13 protein-coding genes are annotated in these 23,754 nt (G+C 73.0%); 5 read left to right on the forward strand and 8 right to left on the reverse strand.

Annotated elements, in window-relative coordinates; translation table 11 throughout:
- Positions 1-309 precede the first annotated feature (309 nt).
- Together ACPXBU_RS08260 and ACPXBU_RS08265 are read left to right on the forward strand one after the other, a co-directional pair.
- Positions 310-6,240, forward strand: a complete 5,931-nt coding sequence (locus tag ACPXBU_RS08260) for an SDR family NAD(P)-dependent oxidoreductase (RefSeq protein WP_425757571.1) — start codon at positions 310-312, stop codon at positions 6,238-6,240.
- 21 nt (positions 6,241-6,261) lie between these two features.
- On the forward strand, positions 6,262-7,293 hold the full coding sequence (locus ACPXBU_RS08265) for a MupA/Atu3671 family FMN-dependent luciferase-like monooxygenase (protein ID WP_425757573.1): 1,032 nt from the start codon (positions 6,262-6,264) through the stop codon (positions 7,291-7,293).
- 52 nt (positions 7,294-7,345) lie between these two features.
- Here ACPXBU_RS08265 and ACPXBU_RS08270 read toward each other — a convergent pair whose 3' ends face one another.
- The 6 genes from ACPXBU_RS08270 to ACPXBU_RS08295 all read right to left on the reverse strand — a co-directional run bounded on the left by ACPXBU_RS08270 (position 7,346) and on the right by ACPXBU_RS08295 (position 16,884).
- Positions 7,346-10,069, reverse strand: coding sequence for a LuxR C-terminal-related transcriptional regulator (locus ACPXBU_RS08270; RefSeq protein ID WP_425757575.1), 2,724 nt, complete (start codon positions 10,067-10,069; stop codon positions 7,346-7,348).
- A gap of 566 nt (positions 10,070-10,635) precedes the next feature.
- Complete coding sequence (locus tag ACPXBU_RS08275; protein WP_425757577.1) at positions 10,636-11,373, reverse strand: thioesterase II family protein; 738 nt, start codon at positions 11,371-11,373, stop codon at positions 10,636-10,638.
- 1 nt (position 11,374) lies between these two features.
- The gene (locus ACPXBU_RS08280; RefSeq protein WP_425757579.1) at positions 11,375-14,488 is read right to left on the reverse strand and encodes a non-ribosomal peptide synthetase; all 3,114 of its coding nucleotides are present in this window, start codon (positions 14,486-14,488) and stop codon (positions 11,375-11,377) included.
- 29 nt (positions 14,489-14,517) lie between these two features.
- Positions 14,518-15,336: a hypothetical protein gene (locus ACPXBU_RS08285; RefSeq protein ID WP_425757580.1), complete on the reverse strand. Its 819-nt coding sequence runs from the start codon at positions 15,334-15,336 to the stop codon at positions 14,518-14,520.
- A gap of 67 nt (positions 15,337-15,403) precedes the next feature.
- Entirely contained in the window at positions 15,404-16,054 is a 651-nt protein-coding gene (locus ACPXBU_RS08290; protein ID WP_425757581.1) for a 4'-phosphopantetheinyl transferase family protein, read from the reverse strand.
- Positions 16,051-16,884 carry a metallophosphoesterase family protein gene (locus ACPXBU_RS08295; RefSeq protein ID WP_425757582.1) on the reverse strand — a complete coding sequence of 278 codons (834 nt, stop codon included), beginning with the start codon at positions 16,882-16,884 and terminating at the stop codon, positions 16,051-16,053. The genes ACPXBU_RS08290 and ACPXBU_RS08295 overlap by 4 nt, the downstream gene beginning before the upstream one ends.
- A 135-nt stretch (positions 16,885-17,019) precedes the next feature.
- On the opposite strand from ACPXBU_RS08295, the gene ACPXBU_RS08300 reads away from it, so the two are divergent.
- From ACPXBU_RS08300 to meaB, 3 genes are read left to right on the forward strand one after another with little or no spacing between them, the layout of a single operon-like run.
- Positions 17,020-18,720 (forward strand): methylmalonyl-CoA mutase family protein, encoded by a 1,701-nt coding sequence (locus tag ACPXBU_RS08300; RefSeq protein ID WP_425757583.1) that lies wholly within the window; start codon positions 17,020-17,022, stop codon positions 18,718-18,720.
- Positions 18,717-20,861: a methylmalonyl-CoA mutase gene (scpA, locus tag ACPXBU_RS08305; protein WP_425757584.1), complete on the forward strand. Its 2,145-nt coding sequence runs from the start codon at positions 18,717-18,719 to the stop codon at positions 20,859-20,861. Before ACPXBU_RS08300 ends, scpA begins: the two co-directional genes overlap by 4 nt.
- Positions 20,845-21,816 carry a methylmalonyl Co-A mutase-associated GTPase MeaB gene (meaB, locus tag ACPXBU_RS08310; protein ID WP_425757585.1) on the forward strand — a complete coding sequence of 324 codons (972 nt, stop codon included), beginning with the start codon at positions 20,845-20,847 and terminating at the stop codon, positions 21,814-21,816. The genes scpA and meaB overlap by 17 nt, the downstream gene beginning before the upstream one ends.
- A gap of 81 nt (positions 21,817-21,897) precedes the next feature.
- Here meaB and ACPXBU_RS08315 read toward each other — a convergent pair whose 3' ends face one another.
- Both ACPXBU_RS08315 and ACPXBU_RS08320 read right to left on the reverse strand, forming a co-directional pair.
- Positions 21,898-22,458, reverse strand: coding sequence for a hypothetical protein (locus tag ACPXBU_RS08315; RefSeq protein ID WP_393367141.1), 561 nt, complete (start codon positions 22,456-22,458; stop codon positions 21,898-21,900).
- A gap of 28 nt (positions 22,459-22,486) precedes the next feature.
- Positions 22,487-23,734 (reverse strand): S1 family peptidase, encoded by a 1,248-nt coding sequence (locus ACPXBU_RS08320; protein WP_425757586.1) that lies wholly within the window; start codon positions 23,732-23,734, stop codon positions 22,487-22,489.
- Between the last annotated feature and the right edge of the window lie 20 nt (positions 23,735-23,754).

The raw sequence follows: 23,754 nt of genomic DNA on the forward strand, positions 1-23,754 counted from the left end.
CGGGTGAAGCCGTTGGTGGTGTCGCATGCGTTTCATTCGGTGTTGATGGAGCCGATGTTGGGTGAGTTCGCGGAGGTTCTCGCGGGGTTGACGTGGAATGAGCCGCGGTTGCCGATTGTGGCGGGGGTGGTGGGGGGTGTGGCGGATCATCGGGATCCGGGTTATTGGGTGCGGCATGTGCGGGAGGCGGTGCATTTTCTGGATGCGGTGCGGGCGGGTGAGCGTGCGGGTGTGGATCGGTGGTTGGAGGTTGGCCCGGACGCGGTGTTAGCCGCGCTGCTACCGGGTTGTTTGACTGCTGATCCGGTGGTGATCGCCGCGACCGGCCGCCGCCCCCGGACCACCACTACGCCAACCACCACCACGGCAACCGGCCAGCACGACGCCACCGAAAACACCACCCCCACGGCAACCACCGACCAGCACGGCGCCACCGACAACACCGCCCCCACGGCGTTCGCCGACCCGCAGGACACCACCGAGGCCGCCCCCCGCACGGCGGCCAGCGACCAGCGCGACGGCACCGAGGTCACCACCTCCACGGCGGTCACCGATCAGCGGGATCGCGATGAGGTGGTCACTCTTCTCACTGCGGTTGCCCGGTTGTTCGTGACTGGGACCCCGATCGCGTGGGATGCGATCGTTCCGGCGCCGGATGTGGAGTCGATTCCGGTGGCGCCGACGTATCCGTTTCAGCGGGAACGGTTCTGGTTGGCTCCTAGTCCGGCTGTTGGGGACGCGTCGGCGTTCGGGTTGCGGCCGGTTACTCATCCGTTGTTGTCCGCCGCCGTCACCGTCGGCGAACACCTCGTCCTGACCGGGCGTCTCACGGCCGCCACGACAGCGTGGTTGGGCGAGCACGTCATCGCCGGGACCCCGATCCTGCCGGGTACCGGGTTCGTTGATCTGGCCATCCACGCCGGTGACCAGGTCGGCGCCACCACCGTCGGGGAACTCACCCTGCACGCCCCCCTGACCATCCCCTCCGACATTCAGGTGCAGATCACCCCGACCGGCACCGACGGCCACCACGACCTGACCATCACCTCTCCCACCGGCCTACACGCCACCGGCACCCTCACCACCGGCGTCCTCACCACCGACAGTCGACCAGAAACAGACCCCGACCTCGCCACCTGGCCGCCACCGGGAGCCGAACCCGCCGACATCAGTGACCTGTATCCGGCTCTCACCGCAGCCGGTTACGACTACGGACCCACCTTCCACGGACTCCAGACCGCCTGGACCGACGGCGATCACGTCTACGCCGACGTCGTCCTGCCCGAGGGCACCGACACCACCGGCTACGGCATCCACCCCGCACTCCTGGACGCCGCCCTGCACGCCATGTCCCTGACCCACCAGACCACCGAAACCCTGCTGCCCTTCGCCTTCACCGACGTCCGCCTACACGCCTCAAACGCCACACACCTCCGGGTCCACCTCACCCGCACCGGAGAACGTGAGGTCTCCCTGCTGGCCACGGACACCGCCGGGCTGCCGGTGGTAGCGGTTGGTTCCCTGCGGCTGCGGCCGGTCGAGCAGGATCAAGTCGGTGTCAGGGCGGCGGTGCTTCACAGTGTTCAGTGGCGTCTCCTCGAGGAGGGTGGCAACGTCGAGGTCGACACGACTGTGGCGGCGTTGAGTGGCTCCGGCACGGCGACTGACCGTGCTGCGGAGGCGCTCGGGCTTCTTCAGAGTTTCCTGCGGGACGCACCTGCCGATGCCCGCCTGGTTCTGGTGACCGAGGGCGCCGTGGCGGCCGCCGATGGCGAGACTGTGCGTGATCCCGCCGCGGCCGCGGTGTGGGGGATGGTCCGGTCGGCGCAGTCGGAGCATCCCGGTCGGTTCGCGATCGTCGATGTCGACGAGCCGGGGGCGGCTGGCCTGGCGGGTGCGATCGCTTCCGGCGAGCCGCAGGCTGCGGTGCGCGGCAGCGCGGTGCTGGTCCCGCGCCTTGCGGTCCTTGCGGGCGGGCGTGAGCCGGTCGCCGACGTCTGGGACGGCTCCGGGACGGTGCTGATCACCGGCGGGACCGGGACGCTGGGCACCCTTGTGGCCCGCCACCTCGTGCAGCGGCACGGCGTGCGCAACCTGATCCTCGCCAGCCGCAGCGGAGCGGTACCAACGCCGGGTGAACCGGGCCGCGATGGACAAACAGCGGGCTTGGAGGACCTCGACGCCACGATCCGGGTGGTCGCCTGCGATATCGCCGACCCTGATCAGCTAACCGCCCTCCTCGCCGAGATCCCGGCGGACCGCCCGTTGACCGGCATCGTGCACGCGGCCGGCGTCCTCGACGACGCCACGGTCGAGCAGCTCGATCCGGATCGCCTCGCGGCCGTGTTGCGGGCCAAGGCCGATGCCGCCGTACACCTGCACGAGTTGACCCGCACCGCACCGGTGACGGCGTTCGTCATGTTCTCGTCGGTCGCCGGGGTTCTCGGCGGTGCGGGTCAGGGCAACTATGCGGCGGCGAACGCCGTCCTGGACGCTCTGGCGTCCCTGCGGCACGCGGAGGGCCTGCCGGCGACGTCGATCGCCTGGGGACTGTGGCAGGCGCGAAGCGGTATGACGCGAGCGCTCGCGGATGGTCAGCTGCGCCGGATGGGTGCCGCGGGGCTGCGTGCGCTGCCGGCCGACGAGGGTCTCGCGATGTTCGACGCCGCGGTCGGCTCAGGCCGAGCGGCCGTGGTCGCCGCGGGGTTCGAACCGGCAGTTTGGCGCGCTGCGGAGCCTTCGGCGGTGCCGCTGCTGTTGCGGGCTCTCTTCCCGGGGCGGGCGCGCCGGGCGGCCGAGGCCGGGCGGGCCACATCGGATCTGCTGTCCCGGCTCACCGGGCGGGACCCGCAGGAGCAGGCCGCCGTCCTGGTCGAGGTGGTCCGGACCGCGGTCGCGGCGGTGCTGGGGCACGTCAGCGCGGAGGCGGTGGACCCGGCGCAGGCCTTCAACGAGCTCGGCTTCGACTCACTGACTGCCTTGGAGCTGCGTAACCGGCTTACCGAGGCGACCGGGCTGCGGCTGCCGGCGACGCTCATCTTCGACTATCCGACGTCGGCCGCGCTCGCCGGCAAGCTGCGCACCGATCTGCTCGGTGAGGTGGGGGCCGCGGCGCCCGTGCCGGTGGCCGCGCCCGCGTCCGACGATCCGGTCGTGGTGGTGGCGATGGCGTGCCGCTATCCCGGCGGGGTGCGGTCGCCGGAGGAGCTGTGGCAACTGGTCCGCGAAGGCGGTGACGCCATCGGGCCGTTCCCGGCGGACCGAGGCTGGGACCTGGCCGAGCTGGCCCCGGCGGCGGAGGGCGGCTTCCTCTACGACGGCGACCATTTCGACCCGGCGTTCTTCGGGATCAGCCCGCGTGAGGCGCTGGCGATGGATCCGCAGCAGCGGCTGCTGCTGGAGCTGACCTGGGAGACGTTCGAACGGGCGGGGATCGACCCGGCCACGGTGCGCGGCAGCCGCACGGGTGTCTTCGCCGGCATGATGTACGCCGACTACGGCGCCCGCCTGCACACCATCCCCGAAGGCTTCGAGGGATATCTGAACAACGGCAACGCGATGAGCGTCGCGTCCGGGCGGGTGGCGTACACGTTCGGGCTCGAGGGGCCGACGATGACCGTCGACACGGCCTGCTCGTCGTCGCTGGTGGCGCTGCACCTGGCCGCGCAGTCGCTGCGCCAGGGCGAGTGCGACCTGGCGCTGGCGGGCGGCGTCACGATGATGTCCACACCCAACCTGTTCGTCGACTTCAGCAAGCAGGGCGGGCTGGCCATGGACGGCCGGTGCAAGTCCTTCGCCGCGACCGCGGACGGTACCGGCTGGAGCGAGGGCATCGGCATGCTGTTGCTGGAGCGGCGCTCCGACGCCGAGCGCCGCGGTCACCGGGTGCTCGCCGTGATCCGGGGCAGCGCGGTCAATCAGGACGGTGCGTCCAACGGGCTGACCGCGCCGAACGGGCCTGCGCAGGAGCGGGTGATCCGGCAGGCGCTTGCCAACGCTCGGCTCGCGCCCACCGACGTGGACGCCGTGGAGGCGCACGGCACCGGTACCACGCTCGGCGACCCGATCGAGGCACAGGCGCTGCTGGCCACGTACGGGCAGGACCGGGCGGAGCCGCTGTGGCTCGGCTCGGTGAAGTCGAACATCGGGCACACGCAGGCCGCCGCCGGCGTGGCAGGGGTGATCAAGATGGTGCAGGCGATGCGGCACGGCGAGTTGCCGCCGACGCTGCACGCCGACGAGCCGTCACCGCACATCGACTGGTCCACCGGCAACGTGGCGCTGCTGACCGGCGCACGGCAGTGGGCGCAGCCGGGCCGTCCCCGCAGGGCCGCGATCTCCTCGTTCGGCATCTCCGGAACGAACGCCCACGTGATCATCGAGCAAGCCCCGGCCACCGAGCCGGAGCAGCTGGCCCCGGCAGACCCGGAGCAGCAGGTCCCGGCCGGCTCGAAGGCCGCGGAAGCGCCCCAGCCGCCCGTGATCCCGTGGGTCCTCTCGGCCCGGACGCCGAAGGCGCTCGCCGCCCAAGCAGACCAGCTCGCCGCCCAGGCAGACCAGCTCGCCGGCCACACCTCCGCCGACCCCGCCGCGGTGGGCCTGGCCCTGTTGCGCGACCGCGCCCGCTTCGACCACCGCGCCGTGGTGGTCGGCGCGACCCGCGAAGACCTGCTGGCCGGCCTCGCCGCGCCTCGCACCGGCCGGGTGACACCCGGCGGCAAACTGGCGATGCTCTTCACCGGCCAGGGCGCGCAGCGCGTCGCGATGGGCACCGGCCTGCGCCGCGCCTACCCGGTCTTCGCTGCCGCGTTCGACGAGGTGTGCGCCGGGTTCGAGGGGCTGCTGGAGCTGCCGCTGGCCCAGGTGGTCGACGGCGGCGGTCCGTTGGACACCACCGGATACGCCCAGCCGGCGCTGTTCGCGTTCGAGGTGGCGCTGTTCCGGCTGGTGGAGTCGCTGGGCGTGCGCCCGGACGTGGTCGGCGGCCACTCGCTCGGCGAGATCGTCGCCGCGCACGTCGCCGGCGTCCTGGACCTGTCCGACGCCTGCCGGCTGGTGGCGACCCGCGGACGGCTGATGCAGGCGCTCCCCGACGGTGGGTCGATGGTCGCGGTGCAGGCCTCGGCCGAGGAACTGGTGGGCACCCTGGGTGAGGCGTCGCTGGCCGCGGTGAACGGACCGGCCGCGTGCGTGATCTCCGGTGCGGCGCAGGACGTCGCCCGGGTTGCCGACCACTGGCGGCGGCAGGGACGGCGGACCAAGCGGCTGCGGGTCAGCCACGCTTTCCACTCCGCGCTGATGGAGCCGATGCTGAGCGAGTTCGCGGCGCTTGTGGAGACGCTGACGTTCCACGAGCCGACCGTGCCGGTCATCTCCAACGTGACAGGTGGCTGGGCCGACCACACCGATCCGGGTTACTGGGTGCGGCACGTGCGGGAGGGGGTCCGCTTCCTCGAGGGCGTACGCACCGCCGAGGCCGCCGGCGTGACCCGGTGGTTGGAGCTGGGCCCGGACGGCACACTCGCCGCGATGGTGCGCGACTGCCTCACCGACACCCCGGCCGTCGTCTCGGCCGCGCAGCGCGCGGGCCGCGACGAGCCCGCCACGCTCCTCACCGCGCTCGGCGACCTGTTCGTCACCGGTACGCCGGTCCTCTGGGAACGCCTCTTCGACGACACCCGCCCAGCCCACGTCGACCTGCCCGTCTACCCGTTCCAGCGGCAGCGCTACTGGTTGGAGAGCCCGAACGCGGGCGTTCGCTCCGCGGCGGAGAGCCGGTTCTGGGCGGCCGTCGAGGGCGGCGACCCGGCAGGCCTCGCCGCGGTGCTCGGCGCCGACGAACCGGCGATCGCGGCACTGCTGCCGTTGCTCGCCGAGTGGCGGCGCAGCGAGCCGGCCGGCGCTCCGGTCGTGGACATCCCCGAGCCGCTCGCGGAGGGCGGCGAGTCGCTCACCGACCGGCTCGCCGGCCTGAGCGCGGCGGACCGCGAAGCGGAGCTGCGGAACTTCGTCACCGGGCAGGTCGCGGCCGTGCTGGGCCACGACGCCACCGCCGCGATCGGCCCGGACGACGACTTCATCGACCTGGGCTTCGCCTCGCTCTCCGCGGTCGAGTTGCGCAACCGCCTGCAGGCCGCGGCCGGTGTCGAGCTGCCGGCGGCCCTGGCCTACGAACACCCGTCCGTCTCGGCGGTGGTCGCGTTGCTGCGCGACCTGCTCGCCGCACCCGCCCAGCCCTGACACCCCCGGTAAGGAGCACCGATGGAGTTCAGCCTCTTCTACTTCGCCGACGACAGCGTGGGTTCCGCCGCTCCCGGCGCCGATCCGCGCCGCTACCGGCTGCTGCTGGAGGGTGCCCGGTTCGCCGACACGCACGGCTTCAGCGCGGTCTGGACGCCCGAGCGGCACTTCCACCCGTTCGGCGGCCTCTACCCCAACCCGGCGGTCACCGCGGCCGCGCTCGCGACGATCACGGAGCGGATCCGGATCCGCGCCGGCAGCGTGGTGGCGCCGCTGCACGACCCGATCCGGGTCGCCGAGGAGTGGATGGTGGTCGACAACCTCTCCGGCGGCCGCGCCGAGGTCTCGTTCGCCTCCGGCTGGCACCCGTCGGACTTCCTGCTCCAGCCGGGTAACTACGACCAGCGCCGGGAACTACTGGTGTCCACGGTGGATACGGTGCAGCGGCTGTGGCGCGGCGAGGAGGTGGAGCGCCGCGACGGCCGGGGCGAGCCGATCCGGGCCCGCGCGTACCCGCCCGCCGTGCAGCCCGAGCTGCCCGTGTGGCTGACCAGCGCGGGCAGCACCGGCACCTTCAAGGCGGCCGGCGCGATGGGTGCCGGCGTGCTCACCCATATGCTCCAGCAGGACCTGACGACGCTCGCGGCCAACATCGCCGAGTACCGGGCCGCCCTCGGGGGGCGTACGGGGAAGGTGGCTCTGATGTTGCACACCTTCGTGGGCGCGGACACCGCCGAGGTTCGATCCGTCGTACGGGAGCCGCTGAAGGCCTATCTGGCCAGTTCGGCGGAGCTGTTCTCCGGCGCTTCCGCGGCGACCGGGCAGGATCTCGACCCGGCGCTGTTGGAGGAACTGCTGGATCTGGCCTTCGAGCGCTACTTCACGGCGGGCGGCCTGTTCGGCTCGGTGGAGCACGCCGCGGCCATGGTGCGGCGTGTGCGGGAGATCGGGGTGGACGAGATCGCCTGCCTGATCGACTTTGGTATTCCGGCCGACACCGTCATCGACAGCCTGGGCCACCTGGACGAGTTGCGCGCCGCGAGCGCCGCCTGAGAGCGCCGGGCCGTTCCGCCGAGCGGCGGAACGGCCCGCGTGGGTTGCGAGGTCAGGGCTGCTCGGAGGGGTCCAACTGGAGCCACACCGGCAGGTTGCTGCGGCCGCCGACATCGAGCTTGCGGTAGATGCGGGTGAGATGCTGCTCGACGGTGCTGTTGGTGATGAACAGCTTGTGCGCGATCTCCCGGTTGGAGTAGCCGTGCGCGGCCAGGACCGCGACCCGGTGCTCCGCCTCGCTGAGGACGGTCGCCGCAGCCTCGGGCGTGGCGTCGACCGGTTCCGCCCGGCTCGGCTGCAGCTTGGCGATCAACGGCTCGGCCCGGCAGACCCGGGCGAGATGGTGTGCGCGCCGGGCGGTCATCCGGGCCCGGTTGGACTCGCCCATCGCGTAGTAGGTCTCGCTGAGGTCGGCGAGCGCGTGGGTCAGCTCCAGCTTGTCGCCGGAGGTGTGCAGCACCTGCACGGCCTCGGACAGGATGGGCACCTGTTTGCGCCGGCTGGAGGTCTGGGCGAGCGCGCGCAGGGCGGCGCCTCGCACCCGGGCGGAGACGGCGCGCCCGGCGGAGATCTGCGCCTCGAGCATCGCCCGCGCCGACCGCGTCTCGCCGAGCTGCAGCAGCGCGCGGGCGGCCCCGACCTGCCACAGCGACTGGGTCTTCATGCCCCAGCGGTCGAGGCGGTCGCCGATCGCGCGGAAGTCGTCGAGGGCCTCCTGCGGCCGTCCCTGCGCGAGCCGCAGACGGCCGCGGGTGTACAGGAAGCCGAGGCCGAACGACGTCTCCATCATGGTCTCGGGGTGCGGCTGCTCCAGGATGTCGGCGGCCTGCTCCACCCGGCCCATCTCGATCATCGCGAGGACCAGCGCGGCGCGCGGGGTGCCGATCGCGACGCCCCAGCCGCTCGCCGGGATGCGGGCGAGCGCCGACTGGGCGCGCCGCTCGGCGGCGGGCAGGTCACCGAGCCGCAGCGCGGCCTGGGCCCGAATGCTGTCGAGGATCGCCTGCCACATCGGCGCCTCGGCCAGCCCGGTCCGGGTGCCGAGAACGTCGCACCAGGTCAGCGCGCGGTCCGGTTCGTCGAGGTAGAGCAGGGCACCGAGGGTGGGCAGGATCGGCTCGACCATGCGCGGGTCCAGCAGCGCGCGTTGCAGCAGGCGTTCGACCAGGGCGAGGGCTTCGTCGCCGGGCTGGCGCAGCGCGACGGTGAGCGTCTGCGCGCCCCGGGTCCGCGGGCCGGTGCCGCGGCGGGCCGACGCCCGTTCGGCCAGTTGCTGGCCCAGGCCGGGCGCCATGAACCCGAGCCAGGCGCCGGCTTCGTCGAGCGCGAGCAGTACGGCCGAGTCGGGCTGCCCGTCCGAGGTCAGCCGGTCCAGCGCGGCGGTGGCGTCGGCGGTGCGCCCGTACCAGAAGAGGTGTTTGACGGCGAGGATCGCCGGGCGGTCGCGCAGCCGGCCGTCGGCCAGGGCGGTGACCAGATCGTCCAGGTGGCGTACGCCCGCGTCCGGCCGCGTCCACCACTCGGCGTGCGCGAGCAGCGCCACAGCGGTGGCGTGCTGGGTCTCGTCGGCCGGTGCCCGCCCGGCGCATCGCAACTGCGCCAGTGCCTCCTGCGGCGCGCCGTCGTGCAGGGCCTGACCGGCGGCCTCGATGAGCACACCGGCCGCCCACGGGTGGGTGACGTCGCCCGCGGCGACCAGGTGCCGGGCGACCGTGCGGGGCGCCGCCCCGGCCTCGTGCAGCGCCTCGGCGGCCCGCAGGTGCAGGGGCCCCCGCGCCGCCGCGGTGGTGCCGGCCAGGACCGTCTCGCGGGCCACGGGGTCGCGGAAACGCCCGGCGTCGACCAGCCCGGCGTCGGCGAGGGCGGCGAGCGCGGCCTTGGCCTCCGGCGCGTCCAGGCCGAGGATCGTGGGTAGCAGTTCCGGTTCGCTGAACGGGTCGAGCACGGCCAGGGCCAACCCCACCGTGCGGGCGCTCTCGGGGAGTCGCCCGAAGACTGTCTGCACGGCCCGGGTGAACGCCTGTCGTTGCGCGGCGGCGGGCTGCTGCTCGTCGGTGAGCAGGGCGTGCAGCAGCAGCCGGCTGCCGCCGGTCGCGGCGTGGTAGCGGGCGGCGCGGTTCCAGGCCTGCCGGTCGTCGAGGCGCGCACCGATCAGGTCGGCGACGCGGGGGAGTGACAGCGCCGCGAGCCGGACGTGCCGGCAGTGGGGCAGGGCCAGCAGCTCGGCCGTGGTGGCGGTGTCGAGCGTGAAGTCCTCCTCCAGCACGAGCATCAGCCGGGTCCCGGCGACGCGCCGTGCCAGGCCGAGCAGGCAGTGCCGGGAGGCCGGGTCGAGGTGCTGCGCCGCGTCCACGCAGATGATCACCGGCTGGCGCTCGGCCAGGTCGAGCGGGATGCGGCGCAGGCTGTGCAGCAGTTGGGCGGCGCCGTCCTGGGCGTCGTGGTGGTCGAGGTCGGTAAGTGTCGCGCCGAGGGTGCCCTCGCCGAGCAGTTGGGCCATCCCGGCCGCCCGCGGTGACACCCGGCCGGCGCCGTGTAGCAGGCGAGCGATCACCGCGAGCGGCGCGTCGCCGGCGGCGGCGGTGGTCCGCAGCACGAGGGCGTCACGTGCCACCGGACCGGCGAGGAAGTCGTCGATCAGCTCCGTCTTGCCGCTGCCCGGAGGGCCGCTGATCACCGCCGCGCAGCCGCGTCCCGCGCGGAAACCGGCGCCGAGCCAATCGAGCTGTGCGCGTTCGTCGTCGCTTTCGACAATGCGGTCTCGGACACGTGTCATGGATGTTTCTTCCCCGTGAAGATTACCTGACAAAGGCCTGCATGAATCCAGTTAACGGTTCTCCCAAGTAATCTTGCCTACGTTCTCACGGCGTTCGCAAGGGCATTCGTCGTAGCTGAATCCCGACTCGTCGACGTCGGGCGGGGCGACGACCCGGCAGCGGGGACCTGCCCGGTGGCCGGACGCGCGACCCGGCTGCGGTGGCGTGGACGCCGCTGGCGCTGCGACCAGGACGGATGCCCGCGCCGGTCGTTCACCGAGCAGGTGTCGCAGGTCCCGGACCGGCGACGAGGTGGTTGCGGCAGGCCGCCAGGGGCGGTCGGCGACGTCTGTCACACCACGTGCGGGCCACCCGAGCGCCGACCGCGACCGCACCGATGGGCGAGGGTTACTCGACCAGGTCGAAGGCCGCGCCACTGCGGAAGCAAAAGGTGTGAGTTTCCTGCGAGTCACCGATGTAGGGGTGGGCAGGGGTGCCTTACCCGTGGGTATCAACCTAGGATTCCGGCCGCAATTGAAAACGCGCGGCAGACCTGCCGCGCGTTGCGTAAAGAATGAGCGTGTTATCAGGCGCGGGCCACGGCCGAAGCGGCCGCGGCCATAACCTGGATGACCTGCGGTGCCTGCTCGACGATGAAGAAATGCCCGCCGGGCAGGATGTGCATGTCGAACCCGGCCGTGGTGTGGTCGCGCCAGGCCCGCGCCTCCTCGAGCGTCACCTGCGGGTCGGCGTCACCGGTGAAGACCGTCACCGGACAGTCCAGCGGCACGTCGTGCCCGTGTCGGTACGTCTCGATCGCCCGGTAGTCGGCCCGGACCGCAGGCATCGCCATCTGCATCACCTCGGGGTTGGCCAGGGCGTCGGCCCTGGAGCCGCTGAGTGACCGTAGCTCCGCGATGATGCCGCGATCGTCGCGCAGGTGCACCGTCTCGGAGCGATGCCGCGACGGCGCCCGACGCCCCGAGGCGAACAGGCGCAGGGGCGCGCGGCGCTGGGCCAGCTCGTAGCCGACCACGGCGCCCATGCTGTGCCCGAAGACCAGCAGCGGCAGGTCGTCCAGTCCGGACACCACCTCCGCCAGCTCGTCGGCGATCGCGGCGATGGTCGGCAACGGACGCTCGTGGTGCCGGTCCTGGCGCCCGGGATACTGCGCCGTCACCACCTCGACCCGCGGTGCCAACGCGCGCGACACCGGCAGGTAGAAGCTGGCCGAGCCGCCCGCGTGGGGCAGCACGAGCAGCCGTACCTCGGCCGTGGGCGCCGGCGCGAACCGGCGCAGCCAGGCGTCCGCGTCGGGCCGCATCTCACTGCTCCCCGCGGATCAGCGGCGCCAGCTCGGCCGGCGACGGATGCGTGAAGACGTCTGCGAGCTTCAGCCGAACCCCTGTCACGCCCTCGATCCGTTGGACGAGCTGGGCGGCGAGCAGAGAGTGGCCGCCGCTGACGAAGAAGTGGGTGTCCGCCGTGACGTCGTTGCGCTCCAGCAGCTCGCGCCAGAGCGTCAGCAGCAGGCGGATCGTCTCGTCGGCCGGTTCGTCGACAGCGGACGGAGGCGCGCCGTCGGTGTCACGGAGACGGCGCTGCTCCGCCACCCGGGTCAGCGCGATCGTGTCGACCTTCCCGTTGACGTTTGTCGGCAGCGCGTCGACCACCACCACGTCCTGCGGCACCGACGACCGCGGCAGCCGGTCGGCCGCCAGCCGCCACGCCTGCTCGGCCAGCTCCGGTCCGGCCGCGGACTCCAGGAACGCGACCAGGATGCCGTCCGCGACCGGATCGCCGACGACCACCACCGACGCGGCCTTCACCTCCGGGTGCCCGGTCAGCACGGCCTCGATCTCGCTCAGCTCGATGCGGTTGCCCCGCAGCTTGATCTGCCGGTCACCGCGTCCCAGCGCTTCCAGCGTCCCGTCGGTACGCCACCTCGCCGCGTCCCCGGTGCGGTAGAAGCGCCCGTACTCCGGGTGGTCGCCGAAGCGCCGCGCGTTCAGCTCGGCACGCTCGTGGTAGCCGATCGCCACGCCGTCGCCCGCGATGCAGAGCTCGCCGCGCAGGCCGATCGGCAGCGCGCGACCGTACGGGTCGGCGACGAAGACCTCGGTGTTGGCGATCGGCCGCCCGATGTCGATGACGTCGGGCGCCGGGTGCCCGATCTCCCCGGCCGTGGACCAGATCGTCGTCTCGGTCGGCCCGTACACGTTCCACAGCCGGCAGCCGGTGGCGGCCAGGCTCGCGGCGAGCGCGGCCGGCAGCGGCTCACCGCCACACAGCACCCGCCGCCCGGCGAGCGTGGGCGTCAGGTCACCGGCGATCAACCGCCAGCTCGTCGGCGTCGCCTGCAGCACGGTCACGTCGTGCCGCTGGACCAGCGCGGCCAGGGCCGCGCCGTCGGTGCGCAGCTCGTCCGGCGCGGTGACCAGCCGCCCGCCGGTCACCAACGGCAGGAACAGCTCCAGCGCCGAGATGTCGAACGCGAACGTGGTGAGCCAGAGCGTCGCGTCGTCCGGCCCGGCTTCCAGCTGCGTGGCGAAGTGCCGGATCAGGTTGCCGAGACTGCTGTGGCTGATGCGGGTGCCCTTGGGCCGCCCGGTCGACCCGGACGTGTAGATCAGGTAGGCGCAGGTGCCGGCGCCCGGCAGCACCGCCTGCTGGGGGACACCCTGCTCCGGCCCGCACGTCGCCATGGGCAGGGTCGTCACGCCGGGCAGGCCGACGCCGGGCGCCGCCAGCACCGCGCGCGCGTTCGCGTCCTCGAGCTGGTACTCGACGCGCGCGGCCGGATGGTCCGGGTCGAGCGGCAGGTAGGCGGCGCCGGCCAGCCACACGCCGAGCGCCGCCGCGGCGAGCTCCGGGCCGCGCGGCGCGGCCAGCGCCACCACGTCGCCCGCGCCCACGCCGTGCGCCACCAGCGCCTCCCGGGTCCGCTCGGCCGTGTGCCAGAGTTGGCCGCGGGTGACGGCGCGCTCCCCGTCCACGCACGCCACCACGTCCGGGCCGGCGGCGACGAGCGCGGCGACCGCCTCGAGGACGGTCGCGGGCTGCACCGGCCCGGCCGTGTCGTTGGCCGCGTCGATCGCTGCCCGGTCTCGGGGGGCGAAGACGTCGATCTCGCCCATCGGACTGCCGTCGTCCTCGGCGAGCGCCACCAGCAGCGAGTCGTAGCGCTCCAGCATCAGCTCCACCTCGTCGTGGCCGAGCACCTCGGTGTAGTAGACCGCCCGCACCCGTACCGCGTCGGCGGTGGAGAGGATGAAGAACTCCAGGTCGAACTTGCTCGCGCCGTTCTCCACCCCGATCGGGGTGGCGCGCATGCCGTCCAGCTCGAACGGCTGCAGCCCGTCGGCCGGCACGTAGTTGAACATGTGCCGGAACAGCGTGGTCCGCCACGCGCCGCCGGCCCGGGCCACCTCGGGCAGCAGCCGGTCCACCGGAACGTCGGCATGCGCGAGCGCCTCGAAGAACGTCGCCCGTGCGCGGGCCACCAGGTCGCCGAACGCGCGCTCCGGGTCGACCTCGAAGCGCAGCGGGACGGTGTTGATGTGGTAGCCGATGGCGCGCGGCGCGTCCGGCGGCCGGACGTTGACCGGCGTGCCGATCACCAGGTCCGCGGGGCGGCCCGGCTCGTCGGCAAGCGGCGCCGCGAGACCAGCGCCGTGCCGGGCCAGCAGCAGCCCGTACGCGGCCAGCATGATCACCGCCTCGGGGGCGCGCAGCCGCTTCTCCAGCTCCTTGACGCTCGCCCGCGCCCGGTCCGACAGCAGGCGGCTCAGGTGGCCGCCGGTCAGCGTCGGCTGGGCCAGGTCGGGCCTGCCGCACCACAGGTCCAGGGATTCGGAGTCGGTGTCGCGGACCTGCCCGCGCCAGTAGTCCAGGCTCTGCTCGCGGACGGGCACCTCGGGCGTCGGCGGCACCGTGGCCAGCAGCTCCCCGGGCACCTCGTCGCCGGCCCGCAGCGCCTCGTACGCTCGCGTGAACTCGTCGACGAAGATCGACGTCGACACCGTGTCGAAGACCAGGTGGTGCACGACCAGGCAGAAGATGTCCCCCTGCGGCCCGCGGAAGATCCCGGCACGCAGCAGCGGTGTGCCGTCCGCGGCGAACGGGCGGGCGGCGTACGCGTCCAGGGCCGCGTTGACGTCGTCGGGGTCGTAACCGCCCGTCTCGATCGTCACCGACGCGCTGTCGAGCACCCGCTTGCGCAGCCCGCCCTCCTCGTCGAAGACCGTCCGCAGGATCTCGTGGCGCAGCACCAGCCGGTCCAGCGCGCCCTGCGCGGCGTCCTTGTCGAGCAGGCCCGGTACCGAGAAGGCGTACGAGATGTTGTTCGCCGGTGTCCCGGGCACCAGGGTCTCCAAGACACGCAGCGACTTCTCCTTCAGCGTCGCCTCACGGTGTGCGTTACCGGCTGCAGGTTGCATGGATGCTCCGCTCACGGTGGCAGGAGTGGTTATCGGAGGAGTCCGTCGACGACCTTGGCGACGCCCGGGTCGCGCAGCAGGTCGGCGTGCACGAGGTCGAACCGGACCTCGTCGGCGACCAGGCCGGCCCGCTCCGCCTCCGGTACGAGGTTGAGGCCGTTGTTGGGCGAGGCCGAGCTGATCGCCGTGGCGCCGGTCCAGACGGGAGCGGGCTCGATCTGGACCGCGGCGGCCAGGAACGCCAGGAACGAGCCGAACGTGGCGGCGAACTCGTCCTTGCGGGTGTCGTCGATGCCCAGCCGGTCGAACGCCGGCCCGGCCTCGCGGCGGAACACGCCCTTGAGTTCCTGGCCGAGCAGCCGCAGGTCGCTCTGCCGCTCCTGGGCCACCCAACCGAGGCGCTGCGCGTTGCCGATCTCGTCGGCCGAGAGCACCGTCGACATGTTGCCGATCACCTTGTGGAACTGGCCGTACATGCCCAGCGGGGTGACCGCCTCGGGGTCGAACAGGATGACCTGCGGCCGCTGCTGCCACCGGGAGATCCGGTCGGCCATGGTGGTCGCGTAGTTGCTGCCCGCGCAGTAGCCGAAGCAGGCGCGCACCACCGGGCGGCGCTCCTCGATCTCCGAGAGCCACCAGTCCGCGTAGTCGGTGCCGGTCATGTCGGTCTCCGTGCCGACCGGCGGCGGCACGGTCTCCCAGATCGCGTACCCGCCGGTCAGCAGCGGCGCGAGATCGGTGAACCCGGCCTCGGGGCGTCCGGTGGCGAAGAAGTCGGTGGCGAGGACCACCTCCGGCGCCGATCCCTCGCCTGAGGTCAGGACGTTCCAGTTGCGCAGCGCAGCCATGGTCTCTCCTCGGGGCAGGGCGCGATTCTCGCGTCACGCTATTGACAGCGGCAGCGGCGCAGTACCCCTATCGACCCGGCACCAGGACCGCGGTCACCACGAGACCGCCGGTGACCAGATAGCGGCCGTGCAACGTCTTCAGCCCCGGATCGCCGCCGTCGGCCGTGACGTGACCCACGAACGTCCGGGTGGCCGGGTCGATCGTCAGCCGCGCGTCCTCGAACTCCAACTCGCGCCGGGTCAGCGGGAACCACGCCTTGTAGATCGACTCCTTGGCGCTGAACAGCAGCCGGTCCCAGTGCGTCGACGCGTCGGCGCGCCGCAACCCGCGCAGCATCTCCGGCTCGCCCGCGGCGCTTATCGACGCGGCCACGCCCTCCGGCAGCGGGCCGTGCGGCTCGGCGTCGATGCCGACACCGGCGGCATGCGCGACGCGCGCCACCGCGGCGGCGCGGTAGCCGCGGCAGTGCGTGATGCTCCCGGCCACGCCGGCCGGCCAGCGGGGTTCGCGGCGCGGCCCGGGCAGAATCGGCGCGGGCGGGAAGCCGAGCCGGGCGAGCGCCTCCCGGGCGCAGCGGCGGGCCGTGACGAACTCCTGCCGACGCGCCGGCACGGCCCGGTCGACAAGCCTCTCCTCGCCGGGGAAGCAGGGCTCGTCGGCCACGTCGGCGAAGGCTTCGGCGCACGCCACCGGCTCCGGCAGCAGCAGCTCGATCACGGCTGTCCCTTGAGGATCAGCCGCAGCGGGTCGGGCGCCGCGCCGCGCCTGCGCCACTCCCGCGGGTAGCCGAGCGACACCTCCTCGAAGCGGACGCCGTCGTAGTGGGTGGTACGCGGGATGTGCAGATGCCCGTACACCGCCGCCACCGCCCGGAACCGGGTGTGCCAGTCCGCGGTCAGCTCGGTGCCGCACCACTGGGCGAACTCCGGGTACCACAGCGGATCGGTCGGCGCGCGCAGCAGCGGCCAGTGGTTGACGAGCACGGTGACGGCGTCCGGCGGCAGCGCCTCGAGCCGGCGGCGGGTGGCCGCGACGCGGGCCCGGCACCACGAGTCCCGGTCCGGATACGGGTCCGGATGCAGGAGCTGCTCGTCGGTGCAGACCACACCCGACTCGTACGCGATCCGCAGCGACTCCGCCTTTGTCGTCGCTCCCGGCGCCCGGAACGAGTAGTCGTAGAGCAGGAACAGCGGCGCCACCGTGACCGGGCCGTCGGCGGAGTCGAACACGGGGTACTCGTCCTCCGGCGTACGGACGCCGTGCTCGCGGCACATGTCGACAAGCGCCTCGTAGCGCCGCACGCCGCGCAGCCGGACCGGATCGCGGGCGTGTGTCCACAGCTCGTGGTTGCCCGGCGACCAGATGACCTCGCGGAAGCGGCTCTTGAGCAGGCGCAGCGTGCGTTCGATGTCGGCGAAGATCTCACCGACGTCACCGGCGACCACGAGCCAGTCGTCGTCGGCGTGCGGCGCGATCCGGCCGAGGATCTCGCGATTGTCCGCGTACGACACGTGCAGGTCGCTGACCGCGAAGAGGGAGCCCGGCATTGCCCCGATGCTGTCAGACCAGAACCCCCGCGTGACCCCCTATTCCGGGTGCCACCGCCGGGAACTGGGGTAGGCAGCCGCCGCGCCACCCGGGCATGTTGTGCGTCGAGACGATCGACACGAGGGGCTGGTGCCATGACAGCGGCCGTTGACCAGTGGCGCCGGCAGGCTCTGGCCGCGCTGCGCCGATCGGGTGACGCCACCGAGACCACGCCGCTCGACCAGGTGGCGGACCTGCTGGCGACGCGGACCTACGACGGGCTGCGCATCGACGCGCTGCGTACGCCGCACGACCCCGCGACACCGCCGACCGGGCTGCCCGGCCGGTGGCCGTTCGTGCGGGGCACCCGCGCCGCGGGCGGGTGGGACGTGCGGCAGCGCCATGGCGGCGAGGAGCCGAAGGACGTTCGCGAGTCGATTCGCGACGATCTGGACAACGGCGTGACGTCGGTGTGGCTCGATGCCGATGCCGACGCCCTGCCGGAGTTGCTCGACGGTGTGGACCTGGGACGGGCCGGTGTGACGCTGGACGCCGGCGCTGACTTCGCCGCGGCCGGTGCCGCGTTTCTGCGGCACCTGCCGGGGGACCGCGTCGGCGGGCTGGGCGCCGATCCGCTGGGCTGGCGTGCCCGTACCGGCGCGGAAGCCGACGTGCGCGCCGCTGCCGCGCTTGCGGTCCGGTGCGTGGCCGAGGCGCCGACGCTGCGCGCGATCACCGTCGATGCGACCGTCTACCACGAGGCAGGCGGCTCGGACGCGCAGGAGCTCGGCTGCGCGGCCGCCACCGGCGTCGCCTACCTGCGCGCGCTCACCGACGCGGGCCTGACCGTCGAAGACGCACTGCACCAGCTCGAATTCAGGTACGCCGCCGACGCCGACCAGTTCGCGACGATAGCCAAGTTCCGCGCGGCCCGCCGCATCTGGTCGCGGATCGCCGAGCTCTGCGCGGCCCCCGACGCGGGCGGCCAGGTGCAGCACGCGGTCACGTCGGCGGCGATGATGACCGTCCGGGATCCGTGGGTGAACCTGTTGCGCACCACTGTCGCCGCGTTCGCCGCGGCGGTCGGTGGCGCGGGCGCGGTGACGGTCCTGCCGTTCGACGATCGCCTGGGCCAACCGGATCCGGCGGCGCGGCGTCTGGCCCGCTGCACGCAGCTGGTGCTCCTCGAGGAGGCCCACATCGGCCGCGTCACCGACCCGGGCGGCGGTTCCCACTACGTCGAGCACTACACGCAGGAGCTCGCCGAGGCGGGCTGGGACTGGTTCACGACCATCGAACGCGCCGGCGGCCTGGCGGCGGCGCTGGACTGCGGCCTGATCCCCGACCGGCTCGCCGCCACCCGGGCGCGGCGTGCGGAGAACATCGCCCACCGCCGCGACCCGATCACCGGCGTCAGCGAGTTCCCCGACCTGGACGACGTGCCGCCCGAACGGCTGCCCGCGCCGGCGCCGCCCGGCGGGGGCCTGCCCCGGTACTTCTACGCCGAGGCGTTCGAGCGGCTGCGTGACCGCGCCGACGCCCATCCGTCCCGGCCGGTGGTGTTCCTGGCGACGCTGGGCGCGCCGGCCGTGTCCGGGGCGCGCGCCACGTTCGCGGCGAACCTGTTCGCGGCGGGTGGAATAGCCGTGGTCACCGGCCCGGTCGAGGAGTTCGCCGCTTCCCGCATGGCCGTGGCCTGCGTCTGCGGGCCCGACGAAGCGGTACCGGCTGCCGTGGCCGCGCTGCGCGAGGCGGGCGCGAAACGGGTGTGGGTCGCGGGCGGCGATCTGCGGCAGGGGTGCGACGCCGTCGAGGTTCTCACCCGTTCGCTCGACGATCTGGGAGTGCGGCCATGATTGCGGACTTCACCACGGCGTCACTGGCCTCGGACCGCCGGGCGGACTACCCGCCGGACACGCAGCCACCGCCCACGGAGCCGGCGTGGGATACGCCGGAAGGCATCGAGGTCGCGCCGCTCTACACAGGTGCCGAACAGCTCGACTCGTGGCCCGGGCTCGCGCCCTACCTGCGTGGCCCGTACCCGACGATGTACGTCAACCAGCCGTGGACCATCCGGCAGTACGCGGGCTTCTCCACGGCGCAGGAGTCCAACGCGTTCTACCGGCGTAACCTCGCCGCCGGGCAGAAGGGCCTGTCCGTCGCGTTCGACCTGCCCACCCACCGGGGCTACGACTCCGACCACCCCCGGGTGGCCGGCGACGTCGGCATGGCCGGCGTGGCGATCGACTCGATCCACGACATGCGGCAGCTCTTCGACGGCATCCCGCTCGACCGGATGAGCGTGTCGATGACGATGAACGGCGCCGTCCTGCCGATCCTCGCCCTCTACATCGTCGCCGCCGAGGAGCAGGGCGTCGCACCCGAGCGGCTGTCGGGGACCATCCAGAACGACATCCTCAAGGAGTTCATGGTCCGCAACACCTACATCTACCCGCCCGAACCGTCGATGCGGATCACCTCCGACATCCTCGCCTACACCTCGCGGCGGATGCCCCGCTTCAACTCGATCTCCGTCTCCGGCTACCACCTGCACGAGGCCGGCGCGAGCGCGGACCTCGAACTCGCCTACACCCTCGCCGACGGCGTCGAGTACCTGCGCGCCGGGCAGGCCGCCGGGCTGGACGTCGACGCGTTCGCACCCCGGCTGTCGTTCTTCTGGGCCATCGGCATGAACTTCTTCATGGAGGTCGCCAAGCTCCGCGCCGGTCGGCTGCTCTGGACCCGCCTGGTCCAGCCCTTCGGCCCCAGGGACCCGCGCTCGTCGAGCCTGCGCGCGCACTCGCAGACCTCCGGCTGGTCGCTGACCGCACAGGACGCGTTCACAAACGTCATGCGTACCTGCGTCGAGGCGATGGCCGCCACCCAGGGGCACACCCAGTCCCTGCACACAAACGCCCTCGACGAGGCACTCGCCCTGCCCACGGACTTCTCGGCCCGCATCGCCCGCAACACCCAGCTGCTGCTGCAACACGAGTCCGGCACGACCCGCGCCATCGACCCGTGGGGTGGCAGCGCCTATGTGGAGCAGCTCACCCGGCAGTTGGCCGACCGCGCCTGGGAGCACATCAGCGAGGTCGAGGCGGCCGGCGGCATGGCCCGCGCGATCGGCGAGGGCATCCCGAAGCGGCGTATCGAGGAGGCGGCCGCCCGCACCCAGGCCCGCATCGACTCCGGCCGGCAGGCGGTGATCGGGGTCAACAGGTACCGGTCGGCGGCGGAGGGTCCGATCGACGTACGCAAGGTCGACAACGCGGCGGTACGGGCCGGTCAGGTGGCCGCGCTGCGCCGGCTGCGCGCGGAACGGGACCAGGACGCCTGCACCGCGGCGCTGGGCGCGTTGACCGCGGCGGCGGCCTCGGACGGCAACCTGCTCGCGCTCGCGGTCGACGCCGCCCGCGCGCAGGCGACCGTCGGGGAGATCTCCGCCGCCCTGGAGCAGGTCTACGGCCGGCACACCGCCCGGATCCAGACCGTGTCCGGCGTCTACGGCCGGGAGGCGGGCCCGTCGCCCGCCCTCGAACGGGCCCGCGCGGCCGCCGCCGCGTTCGCCGAGGCGGAGGGCCGCCAGCCGCGGATCCTGGTCGCGAAGATGGGCCAGGACGGCCACGACCGTGGGCAGAAGGTGGTCGCGACCGCCTTCGCCGACCTCGGCTTCGACGTCGACGTCGGCCCGCTGTTCGCCACACCCGCCGAGGTCGCCCGCCAGGCGGTCGAGGCCGACGTGCACGTGGTGGGCGTCAACTCGCTCGCCGCGGGCCACCTGACGCTGATCCCGGCCCTGCGCGACGAACTGGCGGCCCAGGGTCGCCCCGACATCATGATCACCGTCGGCGGGGTGATCCCCGCTCAGGACCACGCCGCGCTGCGCGCGGCCGGCGCGGCCGCGATCTACCCGCCGGGCACGGTCCTCGCCGACGCCGCCGTCGACCTGCTCTCCACCCTCGGGCAGCGCGGCGGCCATGCCGGCCGACCTTGACGCCATGACCGCCGGGGTGCTCGCCCGCACCCCGGCCTGGGTCGCCCGCGCCATCACCCTCGTCGAGTCCGCGCGCCCCGACCACCAGCGGCAGGCCCGGCAGCTGCTCACCACCCTGGCCCCGCACGCCGGCCGGTCGCACCGCATCGGCGTCAGCGGCGTCCCCGGCGCCGGGAAGTCCACATTCATCGACAGCCTCGGCGGCGTTCTCACCGCCGCCGGGCACCGCGTCGCCGTGCTCGCCGTCGACCCCACCTCGCAGCGCTCCCGTGGCAGCGTCCTCGGCGACCGGACCCGGATGGCCCGCCTCACCGCGGACGCCAACGCGTTCGTGCGCCCGTCGCCGGCGCGTGGGACGCTCGGCGGCGTCGCCCGGGCCACCCGCGAGGCGATCGTGGTGGTCGAGGCCGCCGGCTACGACGTGGTCGTCGTCGAGACCGTCGGCGTCGGCCAGTCCGAGACCGCCGTCGCCGGCATGGTCGACACCTTCCTGCTGCTCGCCCTCGCCCGCACCGGCGACCAACTGCAGGGCATCAAGAAAGGCATCCTGGAACTCGCCGACGTCATCGCCGTCAACAAGGCCGACGGCCCGCACGCCGGCGACGCCCGCGCCGCCGCCCGCGAGCTGGCCGGCGCGCTGCGCCTGCTGCACACGCCGGTGCCGGTCGTCACCTGCAGCGGCCTGGAAGGCCACGGCGTCGAGGAGGTCTGGTCCCGGCTGCGCGCTCACCACGCGCACCTGCGCGCACACGGCGACCTGGGCAGGCGCCGGGAGGAACAGCAGGTGGACTGGATGTGGGCGGCCGCCCGGGACGCCCTGCTCGACCGTTTCCAGGCGGATTCCGCGGTACGCCACACCGCCCAGGCGCTCGAGCGCCGCGTCCGCGACGGTTCGCTGCCGCCGGCCGCCGCCGCAGATCTGATAGTGGCGGCGTACACCGCCGAACCGGACTGATCCGCCGCGACACCGTCGACGGTTGCCGCGCACCGTGCGGGGCCGGCGCCACGAGCGCCGGCCCCGCCGTGGTCTACCCGCTCAGGCGCGGCGGTAGCTGCACTGGAAGGCGAAGTCGTCCACCCGCACGGCACCGCTGCCACCGAGCAGGGAGATCCGGACGAACACCTGGTTGGGACCGTTCGCGTAGCTGGCCACGTCATGCAGCCGCCAGGCGGTGTCGGTGATCCGGACGGTGCGCAGCGAGAGGTAGGTCCAGCTCGCCGGGTCGATCACCTCGACGTTGAGCACCGCCGACCCGCTGACCGCCCGGACGTAGAACCCGCCGCCGCAGGTCGTGGAGTGCCCGGCGGTACGCGGCCCCACGGTGAGCAGCTTGCCCACCCCGGACCAGCCGCCGGCCGAGGTCGTGAGAATGGCGTTGTTCCACCCGGAATGCGCTGTTCCGGTGCCCAGCTCGTAGGCTCCGCTCCCGGCCCCGGAGCGGTGGAACTCCCACACCGCCGCCGGATTCCCCTCGAACCCGTCGGTGTGCGTCCAGAGGTCGGCCTGGGCAGGGCCGACGGCCACGGTCAGGGCCACCGCCGTCGCCGTGACGGCCGCGGCGGTGAGGCGTGCGGCTCTGCTGAATGCGCTTCTCATCCCTGTCTCCTTCGCTCGTCGCCGCTTGTCACGGCGCGCCGTAGATGACGACCTGGTATCCGGTGATCGCCTCGCCCACCGGCTGGTGCCAGGTGCGCGGCGTGGAGTTGCACTGGCTGCCGACCCGGTTGGCGTGCGAGTTCAGCCCGTACGCGGTGTTGCTGGCGAAGAGCGGTCCACCGCTGTCACCGCCGAGGGTGCAGATGTTGGTCTCGACCATCTGGCGTACGGTGCCGCCCGCGCCGTTGACCGTCACGTTGGTCCTGAGCACGGAGCCGCACCTGAATCCGGTGGTCTTGCCCGAGTTGCAGACCGACAGCCCGGTCACGGCCGTCGCCCAACCGTGGATGCTGCGGGTTGTGTTGTTCCACAGGTTGATGACACCGGTCGCCCAGACCGACGGACCGTTCATCCAGATGAGGCCGTAGTCGTTCTCCGGATAGTTGCTCTCCAGCGACGGCCCGACGTCCTGCCCGTTGGGCAGTGTCCAGTGTGGGTAGCCCTGGGTGCAGTGGCCGGCCGTGATGATGTAGTTGAAGGTGTAGTCGGTGGCGGTGAAGCCGACCGAGCACCCGCCCAACGCGTCCGCGCTGGAGATCCCGACGTTCGGCTGGATCTGGCCGGTGCTGGTCTCGAACCGCACCGCCGCGCCGAACTTGCGCGCCGCCGAGCTCTGCGCGGCGTTCTTCGCCCCCGACGCCGGCAGGCTCACCACCACCTGGTTGGTCGCCGGGTCCACCCCCCAGGTCGTGTTCGGTTCACTCGGGGCGGCCTCCAGCGTCCGCTGGATGGACTGGAGTTGCCGGTCGCCACGAGCGACGAGGCGCGCCTTCGCGCCAGCGGCGGTCACCTTCGCGGCGGCCGCGGCGTCGGTGACCGTGACGACGAGGTTGCCGTCGGACAGGTACGCGCCGCCCGAGCTGGCACCCAGTTCGGTGGTCAGTTGGTTGGCGAGTCGCACATTGGCGTTCTCGGCACTGAGCAGCTTCTCGGCGGCAGCGCGGCTGATGCCCCGCTGCGCGGCGATCGCCTCGGCCATGTCCGCCGCCCCGCCCGCCCGGTCCGTGGCGACGCCGCCGACGGTGGCCGGGGCCGCCCGGCCATCGGTGCGGGCCTGATCCGCCGCGCCCCCGGGCTGGGCCGTCCGGTCGGCCGGCCCGGCCGCCGCGGCAGTCGGGACGAAGGCCACCGACGCCACGACGGCGAGTGCCGTTGCGCGCAGGATTCTGCGGCTCGGTCTTTTCGTACGCGGATGGCGGACAACTCGTTCTGACATGCACCGCTCCCATCACGAGG

Origin of the sequence: Micromonospora sp. DT231 (genome assembly GCF_049847025.1) — a bacterium.
GTDB lineage: Bacteria > Actinomycetota > Actinomycetes > Mycobacteriales > Micromonosporaceae > Micromonospora.

Excerpts from the sequence above, each read along its gene's own strand:
- ACPXBU_RS08265 (WP_425757573.1), top strand. The coding sequence starts at position 6,262 with ATGGAGTTCAGCCTCTTCTACTTCGCCGACGACAGCGTGGGTTCCGCC.
- ACPXBU_RS08270 (WP_425757575.1), bottom strand. The coding sequence starts at position 10,069 with ATGACACGTGTCCGAGACCGCATTGTCGAAAGCGACGACGAACGCGCA.
- ACPXBU_RS08275 (WP_425757577.1), bottom strand. The coding sequence starts at position 11,373 with ATGCGGCCCGACGCGGACGCCTGGCTGCGCCGGTTCGCGCCGGCGCCC.
- ACPXBU_RS08280 (WP_425757579.1), bottom strand. The coding sequence starts at position 14,488 with ATGCAACCTGCAGCCGGTAACGCACACCGTGAGGCGACGCTGAAGGAG.
- ACPXBU_RS08285 (WP_425757580.1), bottom strand. The coding sequence starts at position 15,336 with ATGGCTGCGCTGCGCAACTGGAACGTCCTGACCTCAGGCGAGGGATCG.
- ACPXBU_RS08295 (WP_425757582.1), bottom strand. The coding sequence starts at position 16,884 with ATGCCGGGCTCCCTCTTCGCGGTCAGCGACCTGCACGTGTCGTACGCG.
- ACPXBU_RS08300 (WP_425757583.1), top strand. The coding sequence starts at position 17,020 with ATGACAGCGGCCGTTGACCAGTGGCGCCGGCAGGCTCTGGCCGCGCTG.
- scpA (WP_425757584.1), top strand. The coding sequence starts at position 18,717 with ATGATTGCGGACTTCACCACGGCGTCACTGGCCTCGGACCGCCGGGCG.
- meaB (WP_425757585.1), top strand. The coding sequence starts at position 20,845 with ATGCCGGCCGACCTTGACGCCATGACCGCCGGGGTGCTCGCCCGCACC.
- ACPXBU_RS08315 (WP_393367141.1), bottom strand. The coding sequence starts at position 22,458 with ATGAGAAGCGCATTCAGCAGAGCCGCACGCCTCACCGCCGCGGCCGTC.
- ACPXBU_RS08320 (WP_425757586.1), bottom strand. The coding sequence starts at position 23,734 with ATGTCAGAACGAGTTGTCCGCCATCCGCGTACGAAAAGACCGAGCCGC.